Genomic DNA, 21,533 nt, shown 5'->3' with positions numbered 1-21,533 from the left:
GAATGAAAAAGTCGTCTGCGCAAGGTTCTGAAGATCCGATCCTGCAGTGGGTAACCTTCCGTCTGGACAACGAGTCCTACGGCATCAATGTCATGCAGGTGCAGGAAGTGCTGCGCTACACCGAGATCGCTCCGGTACCGGGCGCGCCAAGCTACGTGCTGGGCATCATCAACCTGCGTGGCAACGTGGTGACGGTGATCGACACCCGCCAGCGCTTTGGCCTGATGCCGTCGGATGTGACCGATAACACCCGTATCGTCATCATCGAGGCTGACAAGCAAGTGGTCGGCATCCTGGTCGACAGCGTCGCCGAGGTGGTGTACCTGCGCCAGTCGGAAATCGAAACGGCGCCGAACGTGGGCAACGAGGAGTCGGCCAAGTTCATCCAGGGCGTGTGCAACAAGAACGGCGAACTGCTGATCCTGGTCGAGCTGGACAAGATGATGACCGAGGAAGAGTGGTCCGAGCTGGAGAACATCTGAGTTGATCTTCGAGGTGGCGGTAATCTTGCTGGCGTTGCTGTGGGCCCTGAGCCTGTGGTTCTTCCTGAACTACAGCAAGCGCCAGCGCGAACTGGCGGCGCAGCAGGCCGTGGGCGATGCCCTGCGCGACCAGCGCATCAAGGACCTGGCCAAGCGCCTGGATGACTACCAGAACGGCACCGTGCGCATGGGTGAGGCACTCCATGAACTGCGCGCGACCGTGGCACCGCTGCCCGAGAGGCTCCAGCAACTGGAGCAGCGCGACCCCAACAGCGTGACCTTCACCCAGGCCGCCAGGCTGGTGGGCATGGGTGCCAGCGTGGCGGAGCTTACCGAAACCTGTGGCCTGACCCAGGCCGAGGCGGAGCTGATGAGCAAGCTGCACCGCGGCGAGTGAAGGTGACAAAGGGTTTCGGATGCCGTCAGTGCACCCAGGATTGGTTCGCGCCAATCCTGGCAATGCGGTCCAACGCCAGCAGATATCGCCTCGTTGCTCATCGGCTACCGGGTGCTGCCCAGCTGTGCGCCTGGCCCATCTGGGCTACCTGGTCCAGTGGTACGTGTTCACGCAGCACGGCATTGAACAGGTTGATATTGAGGGTGGCATGGATGTCGTAGATGGGCGACACCAAGAGGTTGCACAGCTCGCGCAGTTGCTTGAGCCACGGCAACTGATCGTCGATGACGTCGTTCAGCACGCCTGGCCCGCTGATCAGGCTCAGCCGCCGGGCGTAAGCCTGGAATGGCAAAGGTTGCAACAGGGGGTCGGGACGGCTCAGGTAGAAGTCGGGCGCCATGTGAAAGCGCTCTAGTATCCGTTCGGATATTGCGTCGAGTGTGGGGTTGGCCGGGTGGCTGCCGATCATGCTGCTGTTGTACTTGATATACATGCCCATCTGGTCGTTGGACACCGGAGGTGAGAGCAGCAGGCCATCTGCGGTGGTCTTCAGTTCAAGGCGTTGCAGCGGTAGCTCGGTCCGGGTCCCGGTTGCCAGCAGCAGCCGATCATCGGCATCCAGGTACAGCCCCCCGTAATGTGAAAGCAAGCGGTAGCGCAGGATGTCGCAGGCCGAGCTGAAGTTGCGTGCCACGCCGCCATTGCCATCGAGCGCTGCCTGATACTGCGGGAAATAGGGCGATTGGGAAAATGCCTGGAAGAAGTCCTGGTCCTCCAATGGCATCAGCAGGGCCTGGTCAACTCGATGCTCGCGTAATAGACGCAGGTTGGTCAGGTAGGCCGGGCGGTTCTGCCGTGACAGGAAAATCTGAAACCGATAGGGCGAACCGCGCAAGGCGTGGGCGTTGTGGACCAGTGCCTGCAGGAACTCACCTTCGAGTACCTTGTCCCCCAACCAGACACTGCTGACGATTTGCGGAATCGGCGTGCGTTTGAGCTGCGCGTACGGCGCATAGTCGACCGGCAGTTGCAGGTTGATGCCCAGGGCATGCAACGTGGCCGCGCGCTGCGCCTCGCTGGCGATACGCCGTTGCGTGGACAGCACGAGGGCCGGATCGCCTTCGGCCTCGATGATCCAGCGCGGTGGGTTGATCAGTTTGATATCCCGCAAGCGGATGAAGCTGTCACTGGCGAACTCGTAGTGTACCCATTCGCTGGTTACCTGGCCGTTGTGCTGTATCCAGGCAGCGAAACGATGACCCAGGTTCTCGTCGATGCGGGTGACCAGCGCTGAGATGGCTCCCGAGGAAATGTGCGCCTGCTCGCGAAAGGCCAACTCGGCCGGTTCGAGCTCCACCGCTTGAACTTGTGGCGCAGCGCCGATTGGCGCGCCGAGCAGTTCGCCAAGGCGCTGGCTGCTGAAAAAGCCCGGGCGGGTGAAGCGAAACACCTCAGCCGGCCGCCCCAACAGGTTGCCGCCGGCAGGCAGCGCATTGAGCAGGCCGAATACCTGTGTGCTGACGCTTTGCTCTTTTTGCCGCAGGCTCTTGCCATTGATCGCGGCATCCAGACCCAGACCGAACTGGGCAAGGCCGCCGACGACCAGCAGCGGGGTCAGTTCGGGCAGCACGATGACCAGCGGCGCGAGCAGGGTGGTGACCAGGCCGAGGTAACCGGCCCAGTGCGCCTTGTTGATGTCGTGGTTGCTGGTGATCTGGCTGTCGGCGTCGGCGTAGGTGCGCTGCTTTTGCAGCAGGGTCAAAGCCTCGAAGAGGTCGCCCTGGATCGGCGGGCTGTACTTGTCGGGCCGATAGTTGATGACCTCGCCTGGCGTCCACACACCACTGGTGGTGAACCCTGGATGGTTGACCGACAGGCGGTGCGGCCGGGGATACAGGCCGAGCCCCTTGAGCGCCGTGTCCAGCCCGCTGAAGTCCAGGCCGTCCGGCCAGTCGGCACGGTTGAAGTGACTGCGCAGGGCGAGCCGGCTCGCTTCGTCCCGGCACTGCGCGGCGATCCACTGCTGCAGCGCGGCAAGGTTGGCGAACTCGTGGAAGGGGGCCGCGTTTCCGGGAATGTACAGCACTACCTCAGGTGCCGATACATGGCTGAGCAGGACGATGCTCGATGACCTGTAGCCGTAGATATTGAGCATGCTCGAGCGCACGTCCTCGCGTGGCACCAGCCCTGCGGCACGCCAGATCATCAGGCGGCTGGCCGGGGTCAGGCTGCCGTGCAGGATTTGCTGATTGCAGGCGGCGATGAAGGCGATGCGGATGGCCCGCTGGTAATGCGCCTGGCGCTTGAGCCAGTAGGCGTCGAGCTGGGCCTTGAAGTCGTTGTGAAAATGCAGGCTCCAGATGTAGATCTGGAAGTCCTCCGCACGTATGGCCAGGCGTGTGTCCGGTGCGTAGCGGGGCGGTTGGGTGCGCCGGTAGAGCCCATTGAACACCAGATACGACGGGGCGTTGGAAAATAGCCCAGGTGGCTCCAGTCGCTCGACAACGTGCAGCTCGGTGCTGGGCGCCAGGCCTGCCCAATCACCATAGTGAAAGCCACCATAGCCTTCGGCGCTCTCGCCCTGCCAGTTGTTCAACAGTGCCTCGACCAGGTTCAGGCGCTGGGTGATCACGGCGTTCTGCCTGGTGTATGCGCGGCCCTCGCCGAGCGGTTCGCTCTGGTAGTGGAGGCTCACCACATCGACATCCAGTGGAGAGTCGCTGAAGCCTTGGGTGGCGAGCCAGCCGGCCAGCTTGCTGCGTGCCAGCTGGTCAGGGCGCGGCAGGTCGTGCAAGGCCTGGCGCACCAGGTCGAGGTGGGGTGCAGGTAGGGGAAGCATGATGAAGCCCTCATGATCGAAGAGGGCCCAGTGTGCGAAGCGCGGACGGTGCCGGGCGCTAGATAGTGCTATCGGCTGGCGGCAGCCCGAGAATCGCGGGTGAGATATCGCGCGGTTGCACGGGAGCATCGTCGAACCCTGGCGGCACCTTGCCGCGCAATTGCCAGGCGAAGGCGATGATCTCGGCGATGGTCAGGTACAACGCTTCGGGGATCTGCTCGCCCAGCTCCAGGCGCGCCAGCAGGCGAACGAGTTCGGCGTTCTCGTAGATTGGTACTTCGTATTCGCGGGCCAGGGCCAGGATCGCGTCGGCCAGCTCGTCATCACCTTTGGCGGTCAGTGTCGGAGCCTGCTGGCCGTCGTAGCTCAGGGCGATGGCCTGGCGTGGTTGCTTGTTGCTCATGCGGTTTCGTCCACCCAGCGTTGCTCCACCCGCGTGCGCGGGCCCTGTGGCGCAATGCCAGGGTGGCATTCCAGGTCGCCGACGTCGAGGCCGCGGGCCAGCAGGCGTTCGCGCAGGTTGCCGAGCTGGCTGTCGACCAGTCGTGCGGTCTGTTCACGCTCGGCCCAGAGCTGGCCGGACAGCCGCCCCTGGAGCAGTTGCGCCTGCACCTGCAAAGGCCCCAAGGGTGCCAGGTCGAATGCCAGCTCGATCCGCCATAGCGCCTGCAGCGGGTCGTGCGGTTCGTGCTGCTGGCGTTCGGCTTGCTGTTCCGGGGTTTCCTCGCGCTGCAGTTTGACTTGCAGGGGAATGAACTCCTGGCCGTGGCGGATCGGTACTTCTGTCTGCCAGGTGGTCTGCAGGTTGCCGTTTTCCAGCGTGCCGGATTGCTGCAGGCTGCTCAGGGCGTGGCTCTGCAAGCGCGAGATCGCGGCGGCGGCCAGGCGCAGCAGCTGTTGCAGGTCGCCTTCGTTTTCCATGGCCTGCAACAGCCTCGAGGGCAGGGGAAAGGCCCCTGGCGGTGTCCTTGGGCTGACCCGGTCAAGCATGCCCAGGGCACTGCGGGCCATGGCCGGTAGTGCTTGGGCCAGGGTGGCGGAGGCGCTCATCGGGCCGCTGGGTGCGTTGCTCGACGCCTGTGCCACCAGCCTGACCAGCTGCGCTTTGAGGTCGGTGGCCACGTTGGCGCCAAGGCCGCCGAGCAGCTTGGCCTCCAGGAACGCCCCACTGTTGTTCAGGGCCTGGGCGAGGGCTTTGCCGTCACTGAGTTGGCGGGCATCCGGCAGGTTGGCCAGCAGGCTGTTGGCGGTGTTGCGCAGCTCGCTGTCGCTGACCGGACTGTTGGCAATCTGCTGCAGCGCGCTTAGCAGGCCGGGCAAGGAAGCCTGGCGGCCTTGCTGGGCAAGCAACTGCTGGGCGATGTTCAATTGCTCCTGGCGCCCGCTGAGCGGCACGAACCGCAGCGACTGGTCGCCTTGCACCAGGGCGCTGAGCAGGCTGCCGATCGGCAACGGGCGCGGGCTGTCGATGGCCAACGTAGCGCCGGCCTGAGCGGTATTGAGCAGGCTGACCAGCGAGCGGAAGGTGGCCGCTTCACCCACGGTCTGGGGCAGCGCCTGGTTGGTCAGGACCTTGCCCTGCAGCAGGGTACCGACCGGCACCTTGCCGGTGTCCAGTTGGGTGAGGGTGGCGATGTTGCTGGCATTGGCTTGTTGCACCATGACGGCCAGGCGATTGCTCTCCGGCTGGCTGACGGTTAACTGGCTGCCTGGCGGGATCGGCTGGTTGGCAGTGGCCTGGACCTGTGTGCGGCTGCCACTGCCCTGGATCACTTGCAGCACCAGCTGGAAGGTACTGCCATTCTGGCGCATCGTCAGCACTTCGGCCTGAGCGGTTTCGCCTGGCTTGAGCAGGCCCGGCTGCGCCTGGGTCAGGTTGAGCAGTTCACCGGTCAGCTGGGCCTTGATCGCTTGCGGATTGATCGCGGTTTGTGCGCCGAGACTATTGATTTCAGTCATGATTGTATACAACCTGTGGAGCCCGCCCTCTTGGCAGCGTGGCAGCACATGTAATAATGCCTGCCGCCTGTCACTGCCAGTATAACGGCAGCGAGGTGGGCGACTTGAGAAGCTATAGATAAGGCGAACCCGTGACCCTTCACCTCCAAGCCGTGGGCCTGGCCTGCGAGCGCGACTGGCGCCTGCTGTTCGAGCACCTCGATTTCCAGCTGCGCCCCGGCGACATGCTGCAGATCAGCGGCCCCAACGGCAGTGGCAAGACCAGCCTGCTGCGCCTGTTGGCCGGGCTGATGCAGCCGACTGCCGGGCAGATCCTGCTGGGTGGCCAGCCGCTTGGCGACCAGCGCCATGCCCTGGCCAGCATCCTGCTGTGGGTCGGCCACGCTGCGGGTATCAAGGACCTGCTCACGGCGGAGGAAAATCTCACCTGGCTCTGTGCCTTGCACCAACCGGCTACCCCTGATGCCATCTGGTCGGCACTCGAAGCGGTCGGCTTGCGCGGTTTCGAAGACGTTCCCTGCCATACCCTGTCCGCTGGTCAGCAGCGCCGCGTGGCCCTGGCCCGGCTGTACCTGGACAGCCCGCCACTGTGGATCCTCGACGAACCCTTCACTGCCCTCGACAAGCAGGGCGTGGCCCAGCTCGAAGCGCACCTGGCGGCTCACTGTGAACAGGGCGGCACGGTGGTGCTGACAACGCACCACACCCTGGAACGCAAGCCGTCCGGCTACCGGGAACTCAACCTGGGGCAATGGGCGGCATGAGCGTATTCATCCTGTTGCTGCGCCGTGAAGCACGCCTGCTGTTCCGCCGCCCGGCGGAGCTGGCCAACCCGCTGGTATTCTTCGCCATCGTCGTGGCGCTGTTCCCGCTGGCGGTTGGTCCGGAAAGCCAATTGTTGCAAACCTTGTCGCCTGGCCTGGTCTGGGTCGCGGCCTTGCTCGCCGTGCTGCTGTCGCTGGACGGCCTGTTTCGCAGCGATTTCGAGGACGGTTCGCTGGAGCAGTGGGTGCTGTCACCGCACCCGCTGGCCATGCTGGTGCTGGCCAAGGTCCTGGCACACTGGATCTTTTCCGGGCTGGCGCTGGTATTGTTGGCGCCGTTGCTGGCGCTGATGCTGGGCTTGCCCAGCCACTGCCTGCCGGTGCTGCTCGGTTCACTGCTGTTGGGCACGCCGGTGTTGAGCCTGCTGGGCGCTGTTGGCGCTGCGCTGACGGTCGGCCTCAAGCGCGGTGGTTTGTTACTGGCGCTGCTGATTCTGCCGTTGTATATCCCTGTATTGATCCTGGGCAGTGGCGCGTTGCAGGCAGCATTGCAGAATATGCCTGCCACCGGTCATTTGCTCTGGCTCGCCAGCCTGACAGCCCTGGCGGTTACCCTGGCACCCTTTGCGATAGCCGCCGGGCTGAAGATCAGCGTCGGCGAATAACGAGTCCCGGGCTCTCAAGCCCGGCTAATACCCTGGATGTACCTGATGAAAATGAGCTGGACGTGGTTCCACAAACTGGGTTCGCCGAAATGGTTCTACGCCATTAGCGGCCGCATGCTGCCATGGCTGGCCGTTTCCGCCGTGCTGCTGCTGGTGACCGGCGTGGTCTGGGGCCTGGCCTTCGCCCCTGAGGACTACCAGCAGGGCAATAGCTTCCGCATCATCTATATCCACGTGCCGGCAGCGATGCTGGCGCAGTCCTGCTATGTGCTGCTGGCGGTGGCCGGTGTGGTGGGGCTGGTGTGGAAGATGAAGCTGGCCGATGTCGCCCTGCAATGCGCAGCGCCCATCGGCGCCTGGATGACCGCCGTGGCGCTGGTCACCGGGGCCATCTGGGGCAAGCCGACCTGGGGCAGCTGGTGGGTCTGGGATGCACGGCTGACGTCGATGCTGATCCTGCTGTTCCTGTACTTCGGCATCATTGCCCTGGGCCAGGCCATCAGTAACCGCGACAGCGCGGCCAAGGCCTGCGCGGTGCTGGCCATCGTCGGCGTGATCAACATCCCGATCATCAAGTATTCGGTGGAGTGGTGGAACACGCTGCATCAGGGCGCGACCTTCACCCTCACCGAAAAACCGGCGATGCCGGCCGAGATGTGGCTGCCGCTGCTATGCACGGCGCTGGGCTTCTACTGTTTCTTCGGTGCCGTGCTGCTGCTGCGCATGCGCCTTGAAGTGCTCAAGCGCGAGGCACGCGCCAGTTGGGTCAAGGATGAAGTGTTGAACAGCCTGGGACGGAGGGCCACGCGATGAATTTCGCTTCCTTCGGCGATTTTCTCGCCATGGGCCACCATGCCCTGTACGTCTGGTCGGCCTACGGCATCTGCTTGGCGGTGCTGGCGCTGAATGTCGTTGCACCAGTGCTGGCCCGCCGTCGCTACCTGCAAGATGAGGCGCGCCGTTTGCGCCGGGAGAACAACCAGTGAATCCGCAGCGCAAGAAACGCCTGTTCATCATCCTCGGCCTGCTGGCCGGGGTAGCGGTTGCCGTCGGCTTTGCCTTGAGCGCGCTGCAGCAGAACATCAACCTGTTCTACACACCGACCCAGATCGCCAACGGCGAAGCGCCGCTGGACACGCGCATTCGTGCCGGTGGCATGGTCGAGAAGGGGTCGGTGCAGCGTTCCTCCGATTCGCTCGACGTGCGTTTCGTGGTTACTGATTTCAACAAGTCGGTGCCAATCACTTACCGCGGCATCCTGCCTGACCTGTTCCGTGAAGGGCAGGGCATCGTCGCCCTCGGCAAGCTCAACGGCGACGGTGTGGTAGTGGCCGACGAAGTGCTGGCCAAGCACGACGAGAAGTACATGCCACCGGAGGTCACCAAGGCTTTGAAGGAAAGCGGCCAGGCGGCCAGCGGTGCGGAGGCCAAGCCATGAATGCAGCACTGGTGATCCCCGAGCTCGGCCAGCTGGCGATGATTCTGGCAATCTGCTTTGCTGCCGTGCAGGCCACGGTGCCGCTGCTCGGTGCCTGGCGTGGTGACAGCCTGTGGATGAGCCTGGCCCGCCCGGCCGCCTGGGGCCAGTTCAGCTTCCTGGCCTTTGCCTTTGCCTGCCTGACCCATGCGTTCATGACCGACAACTTCTCGGTCGCCTACGTGGCCAGCAACTCCAACAGCGCCTTGCCGTGGTACTACAAGTTCAGTGCGGTGTGGGGTGCCCACGAAGGCTCGCTGCTGCTGTGGGCACTGATCCTCGGTGGCTGGACCTTTGCCGTGTCAATCTTCTCGCGGCAGTTGCCGCAGGTGATGCTGGCCCGCGTGCTGGCGGTGATGGGCATGATCAGCGTCGGTTTCCTGAGCTTCCTGATCATCACCTCCAACCCGTTCCAGCGCCTGCTGCCGCAGGTGCCGACCGATGGCCGTGACCTCAACCCGTTGTTGCAGGACTTCGGCCTGATCGTCCACCCGCCGATGCTGTACATGGGTTATGTGGGCTTCTCGGTGGCCTTCGCCTTTGCCATTGCCGCGCTGCTCGGCGGGCGGCTGGACGCAGCCTGGGCGCGCTGGTCGCGGCCCTGGACCATCGTCGCCTGGGCCTTCCTGGGCGTGGGTATCACCCTGGGTTCGTGGTGGGCCTATTACGAACTGGGCTGGGGTGGCTGGTGGTTCTGGGACCCGGTGGAGAACGCCTCGTTCATGCCCTGGCTGGTGGGTACCGCGCTGATCCACTCGCTGGCGGTGACGGAAAAACGCGGGGTGTTCAAGAGCTGGACCGTGCTGCTGGCGATTGCCGCGTTCTCGCTGAGCCTGCTGGGGACCTTCCTGGTGCGTTCCGGGGTGCTGACCTCGGTGCATGCGTTCGCTGCCGACCCTGCGCGTGGCGTGTTCATCCTGATCTTCCTGCTGTTCGTGGTCGGTGGCTCGCTGACCCTGTTCGCCCTGCGCGCCCCGGTGGTCAAGAGCCAGGTCGGCTTTGCCCTGTGGTCGCGCGAGACGCTGCTGCTGGCCAACAACCTGATCCTGGTGGTGGCCGCTTCGATGATCCTGCTGGGCACCTTGTATCCGCTGGTGCTCGATGCCCTGACCGGTGCCAAGCTGTCGGTCGGCCCACCGTACTTCGATGCCCTGTTCCTGCCGCTGATGGCGCTGCTGATGGGCGTGCTGAGCGTGGGTGTGGTGGTGCGCTGGAAGGACACCCCCGGCAAATGGCTGGCGAACATGATGACCCCGGTGCTGATCGGCAGCGCGGTGCTGGCGCCGATCGCTGGCTTGATCGTCGACGATCTTGACTGGCCGGTCCTGAGCGCCTTCGCTCTGGCGGCCTGGGTGGTGCTGGGCGGGCTGCGCGACATCGTCGACAAGACCCGCCACAAGGGCCTGGCCAAGGGCGTGCGTGGCCTGACCCGCAGCTACTGGGGCATGCAGCTGGCGCACCTGGGCCTGGCGGTGTGTGCCCTGGGCGTGGTGCTGTCGAGCAACAACAGCGCCGAGCGTGACCTGCGCATGGCGCCGGGCGAGAGCGTCGAGCTGGGTGGTTATCACTTCCTGTTCGAGGGCGCCAAGCACTTCGAAGGGCCGAACTTCATTTCTGACAAGGGCACCATCGTCGTCACCCGTGATGGCCGTGAAGTGACGACGTTGCACCCGGAGAAACGCCTGTACACCGTGCAGCAGTCGATGATGACCGAGGCCGGCATCGATGCCGGCTTCACCCGTGACCTGTACGTTGCCTTGGGCGAGCCGCTGGAAAACGGCGCCTGGGCAGTGCGCGTACACATCAAGCCTTACGTCCGCTGGATCTGGCTGGGCGGTCTGCTGACCGGCCTGGGTGGGTTGCTGGCGGCCTTCGACCGGCGCTACCGCGTCAAGGTCAAGACCCGGGTGCGTGAAGCCCTGGGCGTGTCTGGAGCTGCTGCATGAAGCGTTGGATCATGGTCGTGCCATTGGCGGTATTCCTGCTGATGGCGGTTTTTCTCTACAAGGGGCTGTTCCTCAAGCCCGACGAGCTGCCGTCGGCAATGATCGGCAAACCGTTCCCGGCGTTCGCCTTGGCGTCGACCCAGGGTGACCGCAACCTGACCCAGGCAGACCTGCATGGCCGGCCGGCGTTGGTCAACGTGTGGGCCACCTGGTGCCCGTCGTGCAAGATCGAGCACCCGTACCTGAACCAGCTGGCCCAGCAGGGCGTGGTGATCCACGGCATCAACTACAAGGATGACAACGCGGCCGCGCAGAAGTGGCTGGCCGAGTTCCACAACCCCTACCAGCTGGATATCCGTGACGAGCAGGGCAGCCTGGGGCTGGACCTGGGCGTGTACGGTGCGCCGGAAACCTTCCTCATCGACGCCAAGGGCATCATCCGCTACAAGCACGTCGGCATCGTCGACGCTGACGTCTGGCGCCAGCAGCTGGCGCCGCTTTACCAGGGGCTGGTCGACGAGGCCACGCCATGAGGCGCTGGCTGGCAGCCGCCGTGCTGGGCATGAGCCTGGCCGGTGTGGCCAAGGCGGCTATCGATACCTACCAGTTCCGTGATGACGCCGAGCGCGAACGTTACCAGCAACTGACCAAGGAACTGCGCTGCCCCAAGTGCCAGAACCAGGACATCGCCGATTCCAACGCACCGATCGCCGCCGACCTGCGCCGCGAGATCTTCCGCATGCTCGGCGAAGGCAAGAGCAACCAGCAGATCGTCGATTTCATGGTCGACCGCTATGGCGACTTCGTGCGCTACAAGCCGGCGCTCAGTGGCCGCACCTGGCTGCTGTGGTTCGGCCCGGGCATCTTGTTGGCCGGTGGTTTCGTGGTGCTGGCGGTGATTGTCCGCCGTCGCCGTGGCCCGGCGACCCAGGCTGCCGAGGAACTGTCCGTCGAAGAACGCGAGCGTCTCGCCAAACTGCTGGAAAAAGAACAGACCCATGACTGAATTCTGGCTTAGCGCGGGCCTGCTGCTGCTCGCCGCCCTCGGCTTTTTGCTGATCCCGATCCTGCGCGTCCGTCGCCAGCAGCAGGAAGAAGACCGTACCGCATTGAATGTCGCGCTGTATCAGGAACGCGTCGCAGAGCTGGCTGCCCAGCAGGCGGCCGGCGTGCTTGACGACAGGCAGATGGCCAAGGGTCGCGATGAGGCGGCCCGTGAGCTGCTGGCTGACACAGAGGGTGCGGAACCCGTGCGTCAGGGCCACCAGGGCAGGGCCCTGCCATTGCTGGCGGCAGTGCTGGTGCCTTTGCTGGCACTGGGGCTGTACCTGCACTTCGGTGCGGCGGACAAGGTCGAGCTGACCCAGGAATTCGCCGCCGCACCGAAGACCCTGGACGAAATGACCACGCGCCTCGAACGTGCCGTGCAAGCCCAGCCGGATTCGGCCGAAGGTCTGTATTTCCTTGGCCGGGCCTATATGGCCCAGCAACGTCCGGCCGACGCGGCACGCGCCTACGAGCGCGCTGTCGCCCTGGCCGGTCGCCAGCCCGAGCTGCTGGGCCAGTGGGCCCAGGCACTGTATTTCGCGGCAGACAAGAAATGGAGCCCGCAGGTGCAGGCGCTGACCGACGAAGCACTCAAGGCCGACCCGAATGAAGTCACCAGCCTTGGCCTGCGGGGCATCGCCGCCTTCGAAGGCGAGCGCTACCAGGCCGCCATCGACTACTGGAACCGCCTGCTGGCGCAGCTGCCAGAGGGCGATGCCTCGCGGACGGCACTGCAAGGCGGCATCGACCGTGCGGCGGAGCGCCTGGGCAGCACCGGCGGCAAACCGCAGGCCACAGCGCCAGCCCGGTTGAAGGTGCGGGTGGAGTTGGCGGCGGCGCTCAAGGACAAGGTCAAGCCTGACGACACCGTGTTCATCTTCGCCCGTGCCAGCAACGGCCCGCCCATGCCGCTGGCGGCCAAGCGGGTCACCGTGGCGCAATTGCCGCTGGAAGTGGAATTGTCCGACGCTGACGCTATGCTGCCGCAGATGAAACTGTCACAGTTCGCCGAAGTCCAACTGGTCGCACGTGTATCCCGCGCTGGCCAGCCGACCCGCGGCGAATGGGTCGGCCAGGGCGCACCCCTGGCCAATACCACCCAGGCCACCCAGCACTTGACCATCGACAGCCCCGACCAGTAAGAGAACAACACCATGCATAGCACCGTCCGCCTGACCCTGATCACCCTGGCCCTGGGTTTGTCCGCGTGTACGGTGCAGCAGCCGTACGAACAGCCGTCGCCGCCGGCCGAGACCGTGCCACCGCGCCAGGGGCCAGCGGTAAAGCCGCTGCCGGGTGGCCAGCCGTCGAAGCCGAGCAAGCCAGCGGCGATTCCCAAGCCGATGCCACGGACCTCCGCCAGCTTCGCACCACCGCCGGGTGGCGCCAGCCACTGGGACCCGAAGCTCGGGGTGTATGTGCTGGAGAACAAGACCAATGTCTTTTACCGGCAGCGTACCTACTACCGCTATGACAATGGCTGGAGCTGGTCGCTGAACCCGGATGGGCCATGGCAGGCAACTGACAGCAGTGGTGTGCCGGGTGGATTGGGGCGCGCCTACGGGCAGTAGTTTTTTGGGGGCTGCGGGTGTTCGCCTTTAGAGGTCCGGCGCTCGATCTCACAGGCGCTGAAAATGTTGTGGCAGGCACATGGAAGTCCTGACACCCTATGACCCGGACCACCCATACAGTACAGTTCCCCGCTGTTTTCCCCATTGACTGTACCGGCCAGTTACTCCGCATAATGCCCCTCTGATATTGAAGGAGGTGGCATGCGCAAAACTGTCCTGGTACTGGTAGAAACCGTCGACGATTATCTGCCGTTGCTGGAACAGGCCGGCTACCGCCTGATTCGTGCCCCGTCCCCGCAGATGCGCAGCGACGCCATCCAGCGCCATGCCGGCGAGATTGACGCCGTGCTGACCCGCGGGCCGTTGGGCCTGACCGCCGCTGAAATCGCCGCCTTGCCCAAGCTGCAGATCATCTGCGTGATCGGTGCTGGTTACGAGCAGGTCGACCTGGTCGCCGCTGCCGCCCGTGGCATCACTGTCACCAATGGCGCTGGCGCCAATGCCGCGGCTGTTGCCGACCACACCATGGCCATGCTGCTGGCGCTGTTGCGCGATATTCCTCGCGCCGACGCCAGCACTCGTCGTGGCGAGTGGAACCGGGTGATCAGCCCTTCGGTCAGCGGCAAGCGCCTGGGCCTGCTGGGCCTCGGCGCGGTGGGCCAGGCCATCGCCAGGCGCGCCAGCCTGGGCTTCGACATGACCATCAGCTACCACAGCCGCACCCCACGTACTGACGTCCCTTACACCTGGTACGACAGCCCGTTGCACCTGGCGCAGGCCATCGACATCCTGGTCGTGGCCACCCCCGGTGGCGCCAACACCCGCCATCTGGTCGATGCCCCGGTGCTCCAGGCGCTGGGCCCGCAGGGGTATCTGGTGAATATCGCCCGGGCCAGCGTAGTCGACACCCAGGCCCTGGTATCAGCCCTTGAACAAGGCCGCCTGGCGGGCGCCGCGCTCGATGTGTTCGATGACGAGCCGGCCGTGCCAGATGCCCTCAAGGCCCTCGGCAATACCGTGCTCACGCCTCATGTGGCCGGCCAGTCGCCCGAGGCCGCACGCGACACCGTGACCTTGGTGTTGCGCAACCTGCAGGCCTTCTTTGCCGGCGAACCGGTACTCACGCCAGTCCGCGCATAACCCTTCAATACCCCGGCATGGCCGGATCACAAGGAGCGTTTGATGCAACTCGAAATTTTCCAGGTCGATGCCTTTTCCGCCGAGCCCTTTGGTGGCAACCCGGCGGCGGTGATCCCGTTGCAAAGCTGGTTGCCAGACGATGTGCTGCAACGCATCGCCGAAGAAAACAACCTGTCTGAAACAGCCTACTTCGTACGCAATGGCGCAACCTTCGACCTGCGCTGGTTCACCCCCAGCGTCGAAGTCGACCTGTGCGGCCATGCCACACTGGCCGCGGCCTACGTACTGCTCGAGCAGCTGGGTGAGCAAGCCGAAGTGCTGCGCTTCAACACCCGCAGTGGCGAACTGCGGGTCAGCCGGAGCGCCGATGGCCTGCTGGCCATGGACTTCCCGGCCAAGCAGCCGCAAGCCGTGGACGTTCCAGCCGGGTTGCTGGAGGCGCTTGGCCTGAGTGCGGCCAAGGCGGTGTATCGCTCCGACGACTATGTGGTGGTGGTCGATGACGCTGCGCTGCTCGCGCCGCTGAAGCCCGATTTCGTCGCCCTGTCGGCATTCGACGTGCGAGGCATCGCGGTCACGGCAGCTGGGCGTGGTTTCGACTTCGTCACCCGCTGGTTCGGCCCGCGGGTCGGGGTCAATGAAGACCCGGTAACCGGCTCGGCGCATACCTCGCTTGCACCGTTGTGGGCCGAGCGTCTGGGCAAGTCGTCGCTGAGCTGCGAGCAGGGCGGGGCGCGCAAGGGGCAATTGCACTGTGACGTTCCTGGTAATGGCCGGGTGATCATCAGTGGGCGTGCGGCCTTGTACCTGCGCGGCAGCGTGTTCATCTGATCGAACCGGGTGGGGCTGGCGGCTGTGTGGCAGGGCCCGATCTATACTTGCTGGCCCAGCCAGCAAGGAGCCCGATCATGGCCCTGGAAAAAAGCGGCAGCTGCCTGTGCGGTGAAACCCGCCTGCGCGCCACAGTCGACAATACCCACATCAGCGCTTGCCATTGCAGCATGTGCCGCAAGTGGACCGGCGGTCCGCTGCTGGTCGTGGATTGCAGCCAGGCGCCGGTCTTCGAAGGGCGGCCACCGGCGGTCTACGACTCGTCCGAGTGGGCCCAGCGTGGTTTTTGCAGCGGTTGCGGCACGCACCTGTATTACCGCCTCAAGGACAAGGACCATTATGCGGTCCCGGTAGGCCTGCTCGATGGCGACGAGGCCTGGGATTTCGACTTGCAGATTTTCGTCGAGCAGAAGCCCGCCTGGTATTGCTTCGCCAACCAGACCAAGGAGCTGACCGGCGAGCAAGCGTTCGAGCAGCTTGGCTGAGCCATTGCTCATGCGAACTTGCCAAACACGTGCATTCCTGAGAAAAGGGCGCCCTTGAATTTCAGCGTTGGAGCATGCCCATGAGCAGTGAACTGCAGATCATCGACCTCGTCGAAGGCGACGGCAAGGCCGCCGTCAAAGGCGCCCTGATCACCACCCAGTACACCGGCTGGCTGGCCGACGGCAGCGAGTTCGACTCGTCGTGGTCGCGCGGCAAACCCTTCCAGTGCGTGATTGGTACCGGGCGTGTCATCAAAGGCTGGGACCAGGGCCTGATGGGCATGCGCGTGGGTGGCAAGCGCAAGCTTCAGGTGCCAGCGCATCTAGGGTATGGCGAGCGCAGCGTGGGGGCGATACCGCCGAATTCGGATCTGACCTTCGAGATCGAGTTGCTGGAAGTGCTGACGCGGGATGATTGATTGCGGTGGGGCTGGGAGGTGCAAAACCCAAGGCGTACATATTTCCGCAACACGCCTGCTCTAACGTAATCCTTGCCTAGGGAACGGCATCCACACTCAGGGAGGAACCAAACGGGTTGAGGACACTCTGAGTCCTGCTCGTTGCCAGGGATGGCAATCACCAACACGGATGCCCTGCGGCATTGGGCCGCGGGGCAATGTGGCGGGTACCCAGATACCTTTTGCCACAAGAGCCTGCCCTCATGAAGTTGCCATCTTTCATTCGACGTCGCCGCCGCCTGATGCTCAGCCTGGCCCTCGTCGCCGCGGCTGTGCCGCTGGCACTGGAAGTGGTCGAAAGCCGCGCGCAACCGGTCGATGGCACCCAGACGCTGGTATTCCTGCGCCATGCCGAGAAGCCAGGTGAAGGCCTGGGGCAATTGAACTGCCAGGGGCTCAACCGCGCGCTGGACCTGGCCACCTTGTTGCCAGAGCGGTTCGGCAAGGCGGATTACGTGTTTGCGGCCAACCCCTCGCGGCATGTCGAGGAAGGCAGCCAGGACCAGAGCTACAGCTACATTCGCCCGTTGATGACCATCACCCCGAGCGCCATCCGCCTGGGTTTGCCAGTCAACATCGACTTTGCTGCCAACGACACCGACGAACTTGCCGATGAACTGCTCAGCGACAAGTACCGCAATGCCACGGTTTATACCGCCTGGTCCCACGGCTATCTGCCGGAGTTGATCAACACCGTGGCCGGCAAGGCGTTGGGCGATGAGCGGGTGATCACCGAAGACTGGAATGGCGACGATTTCGACACCCTCTACGTCCTGACTCTGATCTGGCACGACGGCAAGGCCAGCCTGCTCAGCCGTAACGTTCGTCAGGGCCTGGATGGCGGTGCCCATAGCTGCCCGACCTGATCCGCTGTTACTGTCGTGGCAGGGCAGTCAGACAGGGATGAACAATGACCCAGCGGGTGACGGTGATTGGCGGTGGTGTGGTCGGCCTGGCGACGGCTTATGCGCTGGTGCGCGAAGGCTTGTCGGTGGTGCTGGTCGAGGCGCGAGACCAGTTGGCCTCGGCGACCAGCTTCGCCAATGGCGGGCAGCTTTCCTATCGGTATGTAGCGCCGTTGGCCGATGCCGGTGTCCCGTGGCAGGCACTTGGCTGGCTCTTGCGCGGCGACTCGCCGCTGCGCCTGCGCTTGCGCCTGGACCCTGCCCAATGGCGCTGGTTGCTGCAGTTCGTGATGGCTTGCCGCAGCAGTGTCAATCGGCGTAACGCGGCGCAGCTGCTGGACTTGGCCTTGCACAGCCAGGCCACCTTGGAACGCTGGCGTGAAGACGACGGGCTGAGTGACTTCGCCTGGCGGCAGAACGGCAAGCTGGTGGCATTTCGCAGTGAGCGGGCGTTCGCCCATGGCCGGGCCCATCTGCTCGACCCCGATCGTCAACGGGTGCTCGGTGCCAGCGAGGTCAGGGCGCTGGAGCCGGCGTTGGCCGACGCGCCCTTTGTTGGCGCCGTGCTGACTGCGGATGAAGAAGTCGCCGACTGTCATCGCTTCTGCGAGCGGCTGGCAGAGCGTCTGCGCGCATCCGGGCAGTGCCGGTTCCTGCTCGGCAGCCCAGTCACCCGCCTGATCAGCCGTGATGACCAGGTGGTGGCAATGCAACTGGGGCGTGAGCAGGTGGACGTCGAGCGCCTGGTACTGTGCGCCGGCCATCGAAGTGCCGGGTTGGCGCTACCTGGGTTGCGGCTGCCGGTCTACCCGCTCAAGGGCTACAGCCTGACGGCACCGATCGCCACGGTGCACCGGGCGCCGGAGATCAGCATCACGGACTACGAGCGCAAGATCGTCTATGCACGGCTTGATCAGAGGCTGCGGGTGGCGGCGATGGTAGATATCGTTGGCTATGACGAAACAGTGGATGCGCGCCGGCTCGACAGCATGCGGCGCCAGGCGCTGGAGACCTTGCCACAGGCAGCGGACTACACCAAGGCGGTGGAGTGGGCGGGAATGCGGCCGGCGACGCCGACCGGGGTGCCCATCGTCGGGGCTTCAGCCTATCGCAACCTGTGGCTGAACCTCGGGCATGGGGCCTTGGGCTTTACTTTGGCGTGTGGCAGCGGGGAGCGACTGGCCCGGATGCTGTGTTGACTGGTCCGGCCTCTTCGCGGGTAAACCCTCAGGTATCGCACAGGTCTTGAGGGCTGTGCAGTCCCTGTGTGCGGGCGTGCCCGCGAAGAGGCCGGTACAGTCTAGCGTCCGAACTTCATCGGCCAGCCCACTACTTTCTTCGTCCTTGGTGTGGCATAGGTTCGCACCTTGGACGTGCTGAGCCCCATCCGCACCAGCGACTCGGCAATGGTCACCGCCGCGCTCACCCCATCGACCACTGGCACCCCGGTGCGCTGGCGGATCTGTTCATCCAGCCCGGCCATGCCGCCACAGCCCAGGCAGATCACCTCGGCCTTGTCGTCACGCACGGCACGTTCGGCCTGCTCGACGATCGCCGCAACGGCACGTTGCGGGTCTGCTTCCAGCTCCAGCACGGCCAGGCCACTGGCGCGCACCGAGGCACAACGGTCATACAGCCCGGACAGCTTCAGGCGGTCTTCGATCAGCGGCACGGTGCGGTCCAGGGTGGTCACTACCGAATAGGCGTGGCCCAGGTACATGGCGGTACTGGCGGCGGCATCGGTGATATCGATTACCGGCACGTCGAGCAGCTCCTGCAGGCCTTCGCGGCCATGTTCGCCGTAGCCGGCCTGTATCACCGCATCGTACGGGCCGTCATAGGCCAGCACGCGGTCCATCACGGCGATGGCGGCCAGGTAGCTCTCGAAATTGCCCTCCACCGACTCGGCGCCGAACCAAGGGGTCAGGCCGATGATTTGCGTGCCCGGCGCGGCGACGCTGCGCGCCTGTTCGGCAATGGCCTCGGTGATGGCTTCGGTGGTATTGACGTTGGCAATCAGAATACGCATGGGCAATCCTCCTTGATCAATGGCTGCTGTGGTCGACGGCGATGCACTCGCCGCTGATATCGTGGTATTGGCGGTTACGCGGGGCGATCAGCAGGTATACCGCGGCCGCGATGCCGGCGCCGATCAGCCAGGAAAACGGCGCAATGCCGTGGAAGTTCGGCACCAAGGCCAGGATGATGGCCAGCAGTGCTGCCGGTACGAAGGCGGCCACGGCACGCAGGTTGATGCCTTTGCTGTAGTGGTAGGCGCCGGCCGGGTTCTCGGTGTACAGCTCCGGCACGTTGATCCGGCCTTTGCGCAGCAACCAGTAGTCGGCCATGATCACCCCGTACAGCGGGCCGAGCAGGGCGCCCAGGCCAGACAGGAAGTACACGATCACCAGCGGGCTGTTGTAGAGGTTCCACGGCAGGATCAGCACCGCCAGGGTCGCGCTGATCAGGCCGGCGCGGCGGAAGTTGAGGTGGCGTGGCGCCAGGTTGCTGAGCACGAAGGCGGGCGCGACGAAATTGGCCATGATGTTCACCGCCACGGTGACGATCAGGAACGCCAGGCAGCCGAGCACCAGGAATGGCTTGCTGGGGATGCTGGCGACGATCTGGGTCGGGCTGTCGATGATCTGGCCGTTGATCTGGAACTGCGCACCGCACAGCACCACGGTGATCATGGCGAACACCAGGATGTTCACCGGCAGGCCCCAGAAGTTGCCGACGCGGATGGTCTTGCGGCACGGCGAGGAGCGGGCGAAGTCGCAAAAGTTCAGCACCAGGGTGCCGTAGATCGCCAGCCACAGGGCGCCACCGGCGAAGATGTTGCGCCACATCTCATAGCCGGACAGCGGCTCGGTCACCGACCAGGCGATGCGTGCGTCGGCCTGGACGAACATGAACACTGCCAGGCTGGCCACGGTCAGCAGGATCACCGGGCCGGCGAAGGCCTCGTAGCGGCGCACCATCTCCATGCCGTAGGCGAGGATCACCAACTGCACCAGCCAGATCGCCACGAAACACACCCAGCCCAGGCTCGACAGGCCGAGGATGCTGTCGTGGTCGTAGCCGGCCACTTGCGGCCACACCGCGGTGAGCAGCACGCGCAGTACCACCGATGCCAGGTAGGTCTGGATACCGAACCAGGCGATGGCGATCACCGCGCGAATCAACGCCGGAATCTGTGCACCATGGATGCCGAAGGCGATGCGGCTGATGACCGGGAATGGCACGCCGGTCTTCTGCCCCATGTAGCCGGACAGGTTCATGAAGAAGTACACCAGTGCCGCGCCGATCGCCAGCGACAGCAGGATTTGCCAGCCACCCAGGCCAAGGGCGAACAAGCCCATGGCGAAGGAGTAGTTGGCAATGTTGTGCACATCGTTGGTCCACAGCGCAAAGATGCTGTAGCGGCCCCAGCGGCGGCCTTCGATACGGGTGGGTGCGAGGTCGCGGTTATGCAGGCGTGGGCTGAGGCCCAGTGGCGGCATATCGCCTGCAATGGTGGAAGACGGGCTGGTGCTGGCGACGGATAGTTCAGGGGCAAGGTCGAGGCTGGTACTCATTCCGGCAGGCTCCTGATGCACGTGGACTGCGATGAGCGGGCATGCGCACGGGCTCGCCATCTCGTCGGTGCAGCTTGGCATCACTGGGTTCTGGGCGCGGTGGCCGGCGTTGGGCCGGCTTCGCGAGTTCTTGTGTATTTATGTTTCGTATAATTTGTATACAAAACGCGAACACACAAAAGCTAGTTCCATGCCAGAGAAAAACCAAATTCCGGGAGCCACTAATTTGAATCTAAGCAGTTGAAAATTAAGTTTATGAAATGAAGGGAATATAAGTTGACCAATTGAACAGGTTTAATTTTTTAGTTGGATGATTAGTTGATCATATGGTCAGAATTAGTGGCGCGAGATGTGTAACGTATTGGGGCATTACCTGGAAAAGTGCACACAAAAATGGCACCTAAGGTGACATTCTTGTGTACAAAAAATAGCCAATTAGCCGTTTGAGTGGATACATTCAGTCCATCGGCGGCAACCGCCGCTTCACCGGACTTTTCTTGATGATTGCGGTGTTGGTTTCGGCCAGCACATTGATCCGGTCGAGCAAAGTGTCGAGTTGCTCCATCGAGCGGACATGCAGCCGCGCGATGAAACAGTCCTCGCCCGTGACCTTGTCGCATTCGGTGAACTCAGGGATGGCGATGATCTGTCGCTCCACTTCCTGCAACTGCCCTGGCAGCGGGCGAATGCGCACGATCGCCTGCAGCTGGTAGCCGAAGCTGCGCGGATCGATCTCCACCGTGTAGCCGCGCAACACACCGCGTTCCTCCAGGCGCCGAAGGCGTTCGCTGACGCTGGGGGCTGAAAGGCCGCTGATCTGCGCCAGCGCCTTGAGCGAGCGGCGGGAGTCTTCCATCAAGGCGTTGATCAGCAGCTGGTCGATGGCGTCGGTCATGCGTACCTCGTCAGGCAAATCTTGAAAGTTGCCTTGATAGTAAAGGTGAAAAGGCTGATACGCCTTGGATATCCGCTGGAAGGTGCACGGTGAC

Annotated in this window: 24 protein-coding genes; 18 read left to right on the top strand and 6 right to left on the bottom strand. The window is 64.0% G+C overall.

The window, feature by feature from the left end; translation table 11 throughout:
- Nucleotides 1–2: 2 nt before the first annotated feature.
- The gene (locus tag APH33_RS05460) at nt 3–482 is read left to right on the top strand and encodes a chemotaxis protein CheW (protein ID WP_016393802.1); all 480 of its coding nucleotides are present in this window, start codon (nt 3–5) and stop codon (nt 480–482) included.
- A gap of 1 nt (nt 483) precedes the next feature.
- Nucleotides 484–879, top strand: a complete 396-nt coding sequence (locus tag APH33_RS05455) for a DUF2802 domain-containing protein (RefSeq protein ID WP_054884173.1) — start codon at nt 484–486, stop codon at nt 877–879.
- A 97-nt stretch (nt 880–976) separates the two neighbouring features.
- On the opposite strand, the gene APH33_RS05450 is transcribed toward APH33_RS05455, so the two are convergent.
- The 3 genes from APH33_RS05450 to APH33_RS05440 are packed head-to-tail and all read right to left on the bottom strand — an operon-like array spanning nt 977 to nt 5,677.
- Entirely contained in the window at nt 977–3,718 is a 2,742-nt protein-coding gene (locus APH33_RS05450; RefSeq protein WP_054884172.1) for a dermonecrotic toxin domain-containing protein, read from the bottom strand.
- A 58-nt stretch (nt 3,719–3,776) separates the two neighbouring features.
- Nucleotides 3,777–4,121 carry an EscU/YscU/HrcU family type III secretion system export apparatus switch protein gene (locus tag APH33_RS05445; RefSeq protein ID WP_054884171.1) on the bottom strand — a complete coding sequence of 115 codons (345 nt, stop codon included), beginning with the start codon at nt 4,119–4,121 and terminating at the stop codon, nt 3,777–3,779.
- Nucleotides 4,118–5,677 (bottom strand): flagellar hook-length control protein FliK, encoded by a 1,560-nt coding sequence (locus APH33_RS05440; protein WP_054884170.1) that lies wholly within the window; start codon nt 5,675–5,677, stop codon nt 4,118–4,120. The genes APH33_RS05445 and APH33_RS05440 overlap by 4 nt, the downstream gene beginning before the upstream one ends.
- Nucleotides 5,678–5,808: 131 nt before the next feature.
- Between APH33_RS05440 and ccmA the strand changes: the two genes are divergently transcribed.
- The 16 genes from ccmA to APH33_RS05360 all read left to right on the top strand — a co-directional run bounded on the left by ccmA (nt 5,809) and on the right by APH33_RS05360 (nt 18,165).
- Nucleotides 5,809–6,441, top strand: coding sequence for a cytochrome c biogenesis heme-transporting ATPase CcmA (ccmA, locus tag APH33_RS05435; protein ID WP_054884169.1), 633 nt, complete (start codon nt 5,809–5,811; stop codon nt 6,439–6,441).
- The gene (gene ccmB, locus APH33_RS05430; RefSeq protein ID WP_371263234.1) at nt 6,429–7,106 is read left to right on the top strand and encodes a heme exporter protein CcmB; all 678 of its coding nucleotides are present in this window, start codon (nt 6,429–6,431) and stop codon (nt 7,104–7,106) included. The genes ccmA and ccmB overlap by 13 nt, the downstream gene beginning before the upstream one ends.
- Nucleotides 7,107–7,151: 45 nt before the next feature.
- Complete coding sequence (locus APH33_RS05425) at nt 7,152–7,919, top strand: heme ABC transporter permease (protein ID WP_054884196.1); 768 nt, start codon at nt 7,152–7,154, stop codon at nt 7,917–7,919.
- The gene (gene ccmD, locus APH33_RS05420) at nt 7,916–8,092 is read left to right on the top strand and encodes a heme exporter protein CcmD (RefSeq protein ID WP_054884168.1); all 177 of its coding nucleotides are present in this window, start codon (nt 7,916–7,918) and stop codon (nt 8,090–8,092) included. The genes APH33_RS05425 and ccmD overlap by 4 nt, the downstream gene beginning before the upstream one ends.
- A complete protein-coding gene (gene ccmE / locus APH33_RS05415) occupies nt 8,089–8,544 on the top strand; it encodes a cytochrome c maturation protein CcmE (protein WP_054884167.1) in 456 nt (151 codons plus the stop codon). Before ccmD ends, ccmE begins: the two co-directional genes overlap by 4 nt.
- 11 nt (nt 8,545–8,555) lie before the next feature.
- Nucleotides 8,556–10,529 (top strand): heme lyase CcmF/NrfE family subunit, encoded by a 1,974-nt coding sequence (locus APH33_RS05410; RefSeq protein ID WP_177332353.1) that lies wholly within the window; start codon nt 8,556–8,558, stop codon nt 10,527–10,529.
- Complete coding sequence (locus APH33_RS05405; RefSeq protein WP_054884165.1) at nt 10,526–11,062, top strand: DsbE family thiol:disulfide interchange protein; 537 nt, start codon at nt 10,526–10,528, stop codon at nt 11,060–11,062. Before APH33_RS05410 ends, APH33_RS05405 begins: the two co-directional genes overlap by 4 nt.
- Nucleotides 11,059–11,535 carry a cytochrome c-type biogenesis protein gene (locus APH33_RS05400; protein WP_054884164.1) on the top strand — a complete coding sequence of 159 codons (477 nt, stop codon included), beginning with the start codon at nt 11,059–11,061 and terminating at the stop codon, nt 11,533–11,535. Before APH33_RS05405 ends, APH33_RS05400 begins: the two co-directional genes overlap by 4 nt.
- Nucleotides 11,528–12,718 (top strand): c-type cytochrome biogenesis protein CcmI, encoded by a 1,191-nt coding sequence (gene ccmI, locus APH33_RS05395; protein ID WP_054884163.1) that lies wholly within the window; start codon nt 11,528–11,530, stop codon nt 12,716–12,718. The genes APH33_RS05400 and ccmI overlap by 8 nt, the downstream gene beginning before the upstream one ends.
- Nucleotides 12,719–12,730: 12 nt before the next feature.
- The gene (locus APH33_RS05390; RefSeq protein ID WP_054884162.1) at nt 12,731–13,147 is read left to right on the top strand and encodes a hypothetical protein; all 417 of its coding nucleotides are present in this window, start codon (nt 12,731–12,733) and stop codon (nt 13,145–13,147) included.
- A 201-nt stretch (nt 13,148–13,348) separates the two neighbouring features.
- On the top strand, nt 13,349–14,287 hold the full coding sequence (locus tag APH33_RS05385; protein WP_054884161.1) for a 2-hydroxyacid dehydrogenase: 939 nt from the start codon (nt 13,349–13,351) through the stop codon (nt 14,285–14,287).
- 42 nt (nt 14,288–14,329) lie between these two features.
- Nucleotides 14,330–15,118 carry a PhzF family phenazine biosynthesis protein gene (locus tag APH33_RS05380; protein WP_054884160.1) on the top strand — a complete coding sequence of 263 codons (789 nt, stop codon included), beginning with the start codon at nt 14,330–14,332 and terminating at the stop codon, nt 15,116–15,118.
- A 77-nt stretch (nt 15,119–15,195) separates the two neighbouring features.
- Nucleotides 15,196–15,603, top strand: a complete 408-nt coding sequence (locus tag APH33_RS05375) for a GFA family protein (protein WP_054884159.1) — start codon at nt 15,196–15,198, stop codon at nt 15,601–15,603.
- A gap of 80 nt (nt 15,604–15,683) precedes the next feature.
- Entirely contained in the window at nt 15,684–16,022 is a 339-nt protein-coding gene (locus APH33_RS05370; protein ID WP_054884158.1) for an FKBP-type peptidyl-prolyl cis-trans isomerase, read from the top strand.
- Between the two features lie 242 nt (nt 16,023–16,264).
- On the top strand, nt 16,265–16,927 hold the full coding sequence (locus APH33_RS05365) for a hypothetical protein (RefSeq protein ID WP_054884157.1): 663 nt from the start codon (nt 16,265–16,267) through the stop codon (nt 16,925–16,927).
- Between the two features lie 44 nt (nt 16,928–16,971).
- Nucleotides 16,972–18,165: a D-amino acid dehydrogenase gene (locus tag APH33_RS05360; RefSeq protein WP_054884156.1), complete on the top strand. Its 1,194-nt coding sequence runs from the start codon at nt 16,972–16,974 to the stop codon at nt 18,163–18,165.
- Nucleotides 18,166–18,266: 101 nt separating this feature from the next.
- Here the strand turns inward: APH33_RS05360 and APH33_RS05355 are convergent, their stop codons facing one another.
- From APH33_RS05355 to APH33_RS05345, 3 genes are all read right to left on the bottom strand, one after another.
- Nucleotides 18,267–18,995, bottom strand: coding sequence for an aspartate/glutamate racemase family protein (locus tag APH33_RS05355; protein ID WP_054884155.1), 729 nt, complete (start codon nt 18,993–18,995; stop codon nt 18,267–18,269).
- Between the two features lie 16 nt (nt 18,996–19,011).
- The gene (locus APH33_RS05350) at nt 19,012–20,544 is read right to left on the bottom strand and encodes an NCS1 family nucleobase:cation symporter-1 (protein WP_054884154.1); all 1,533 of its coding nucleotides are present in this window, start codon (nt 20,542–20,544) and stop codon (nt 19,012–19,014) included.
- A 457-nt stretch (nt 20,545–21,001) separates the two neighbouring features.
- Nucleotides 21,002–21,439, bottom strand: a complete 438-nt coding sequence (locus APH33_RS05345) for an Lrp/AsnC family transcriptional regulator (protein WP_054884153.1) — start codon at nt 21,437–21,439, stop codon at nt 21,002–21,004.
- Nucleotides 21,440–21,533 lie beyond the last annotated feature (94 nt).

The organism is Pseudomonas sp. NBRC 111130 (genome assembly GCF_001320485.1).
Lineage (GTDB): Bacteria > Pseudomonadota > Gammaproteobacteria > Pseudomonadales > Pseudomonadaceae > Aquipseudomonas > Aquipseudomonas vlassakiae.
Note: the sequence above shows the minus strand (reverse complement) of the source record. Positions and strands in the feature narration are given on the sequence as shown.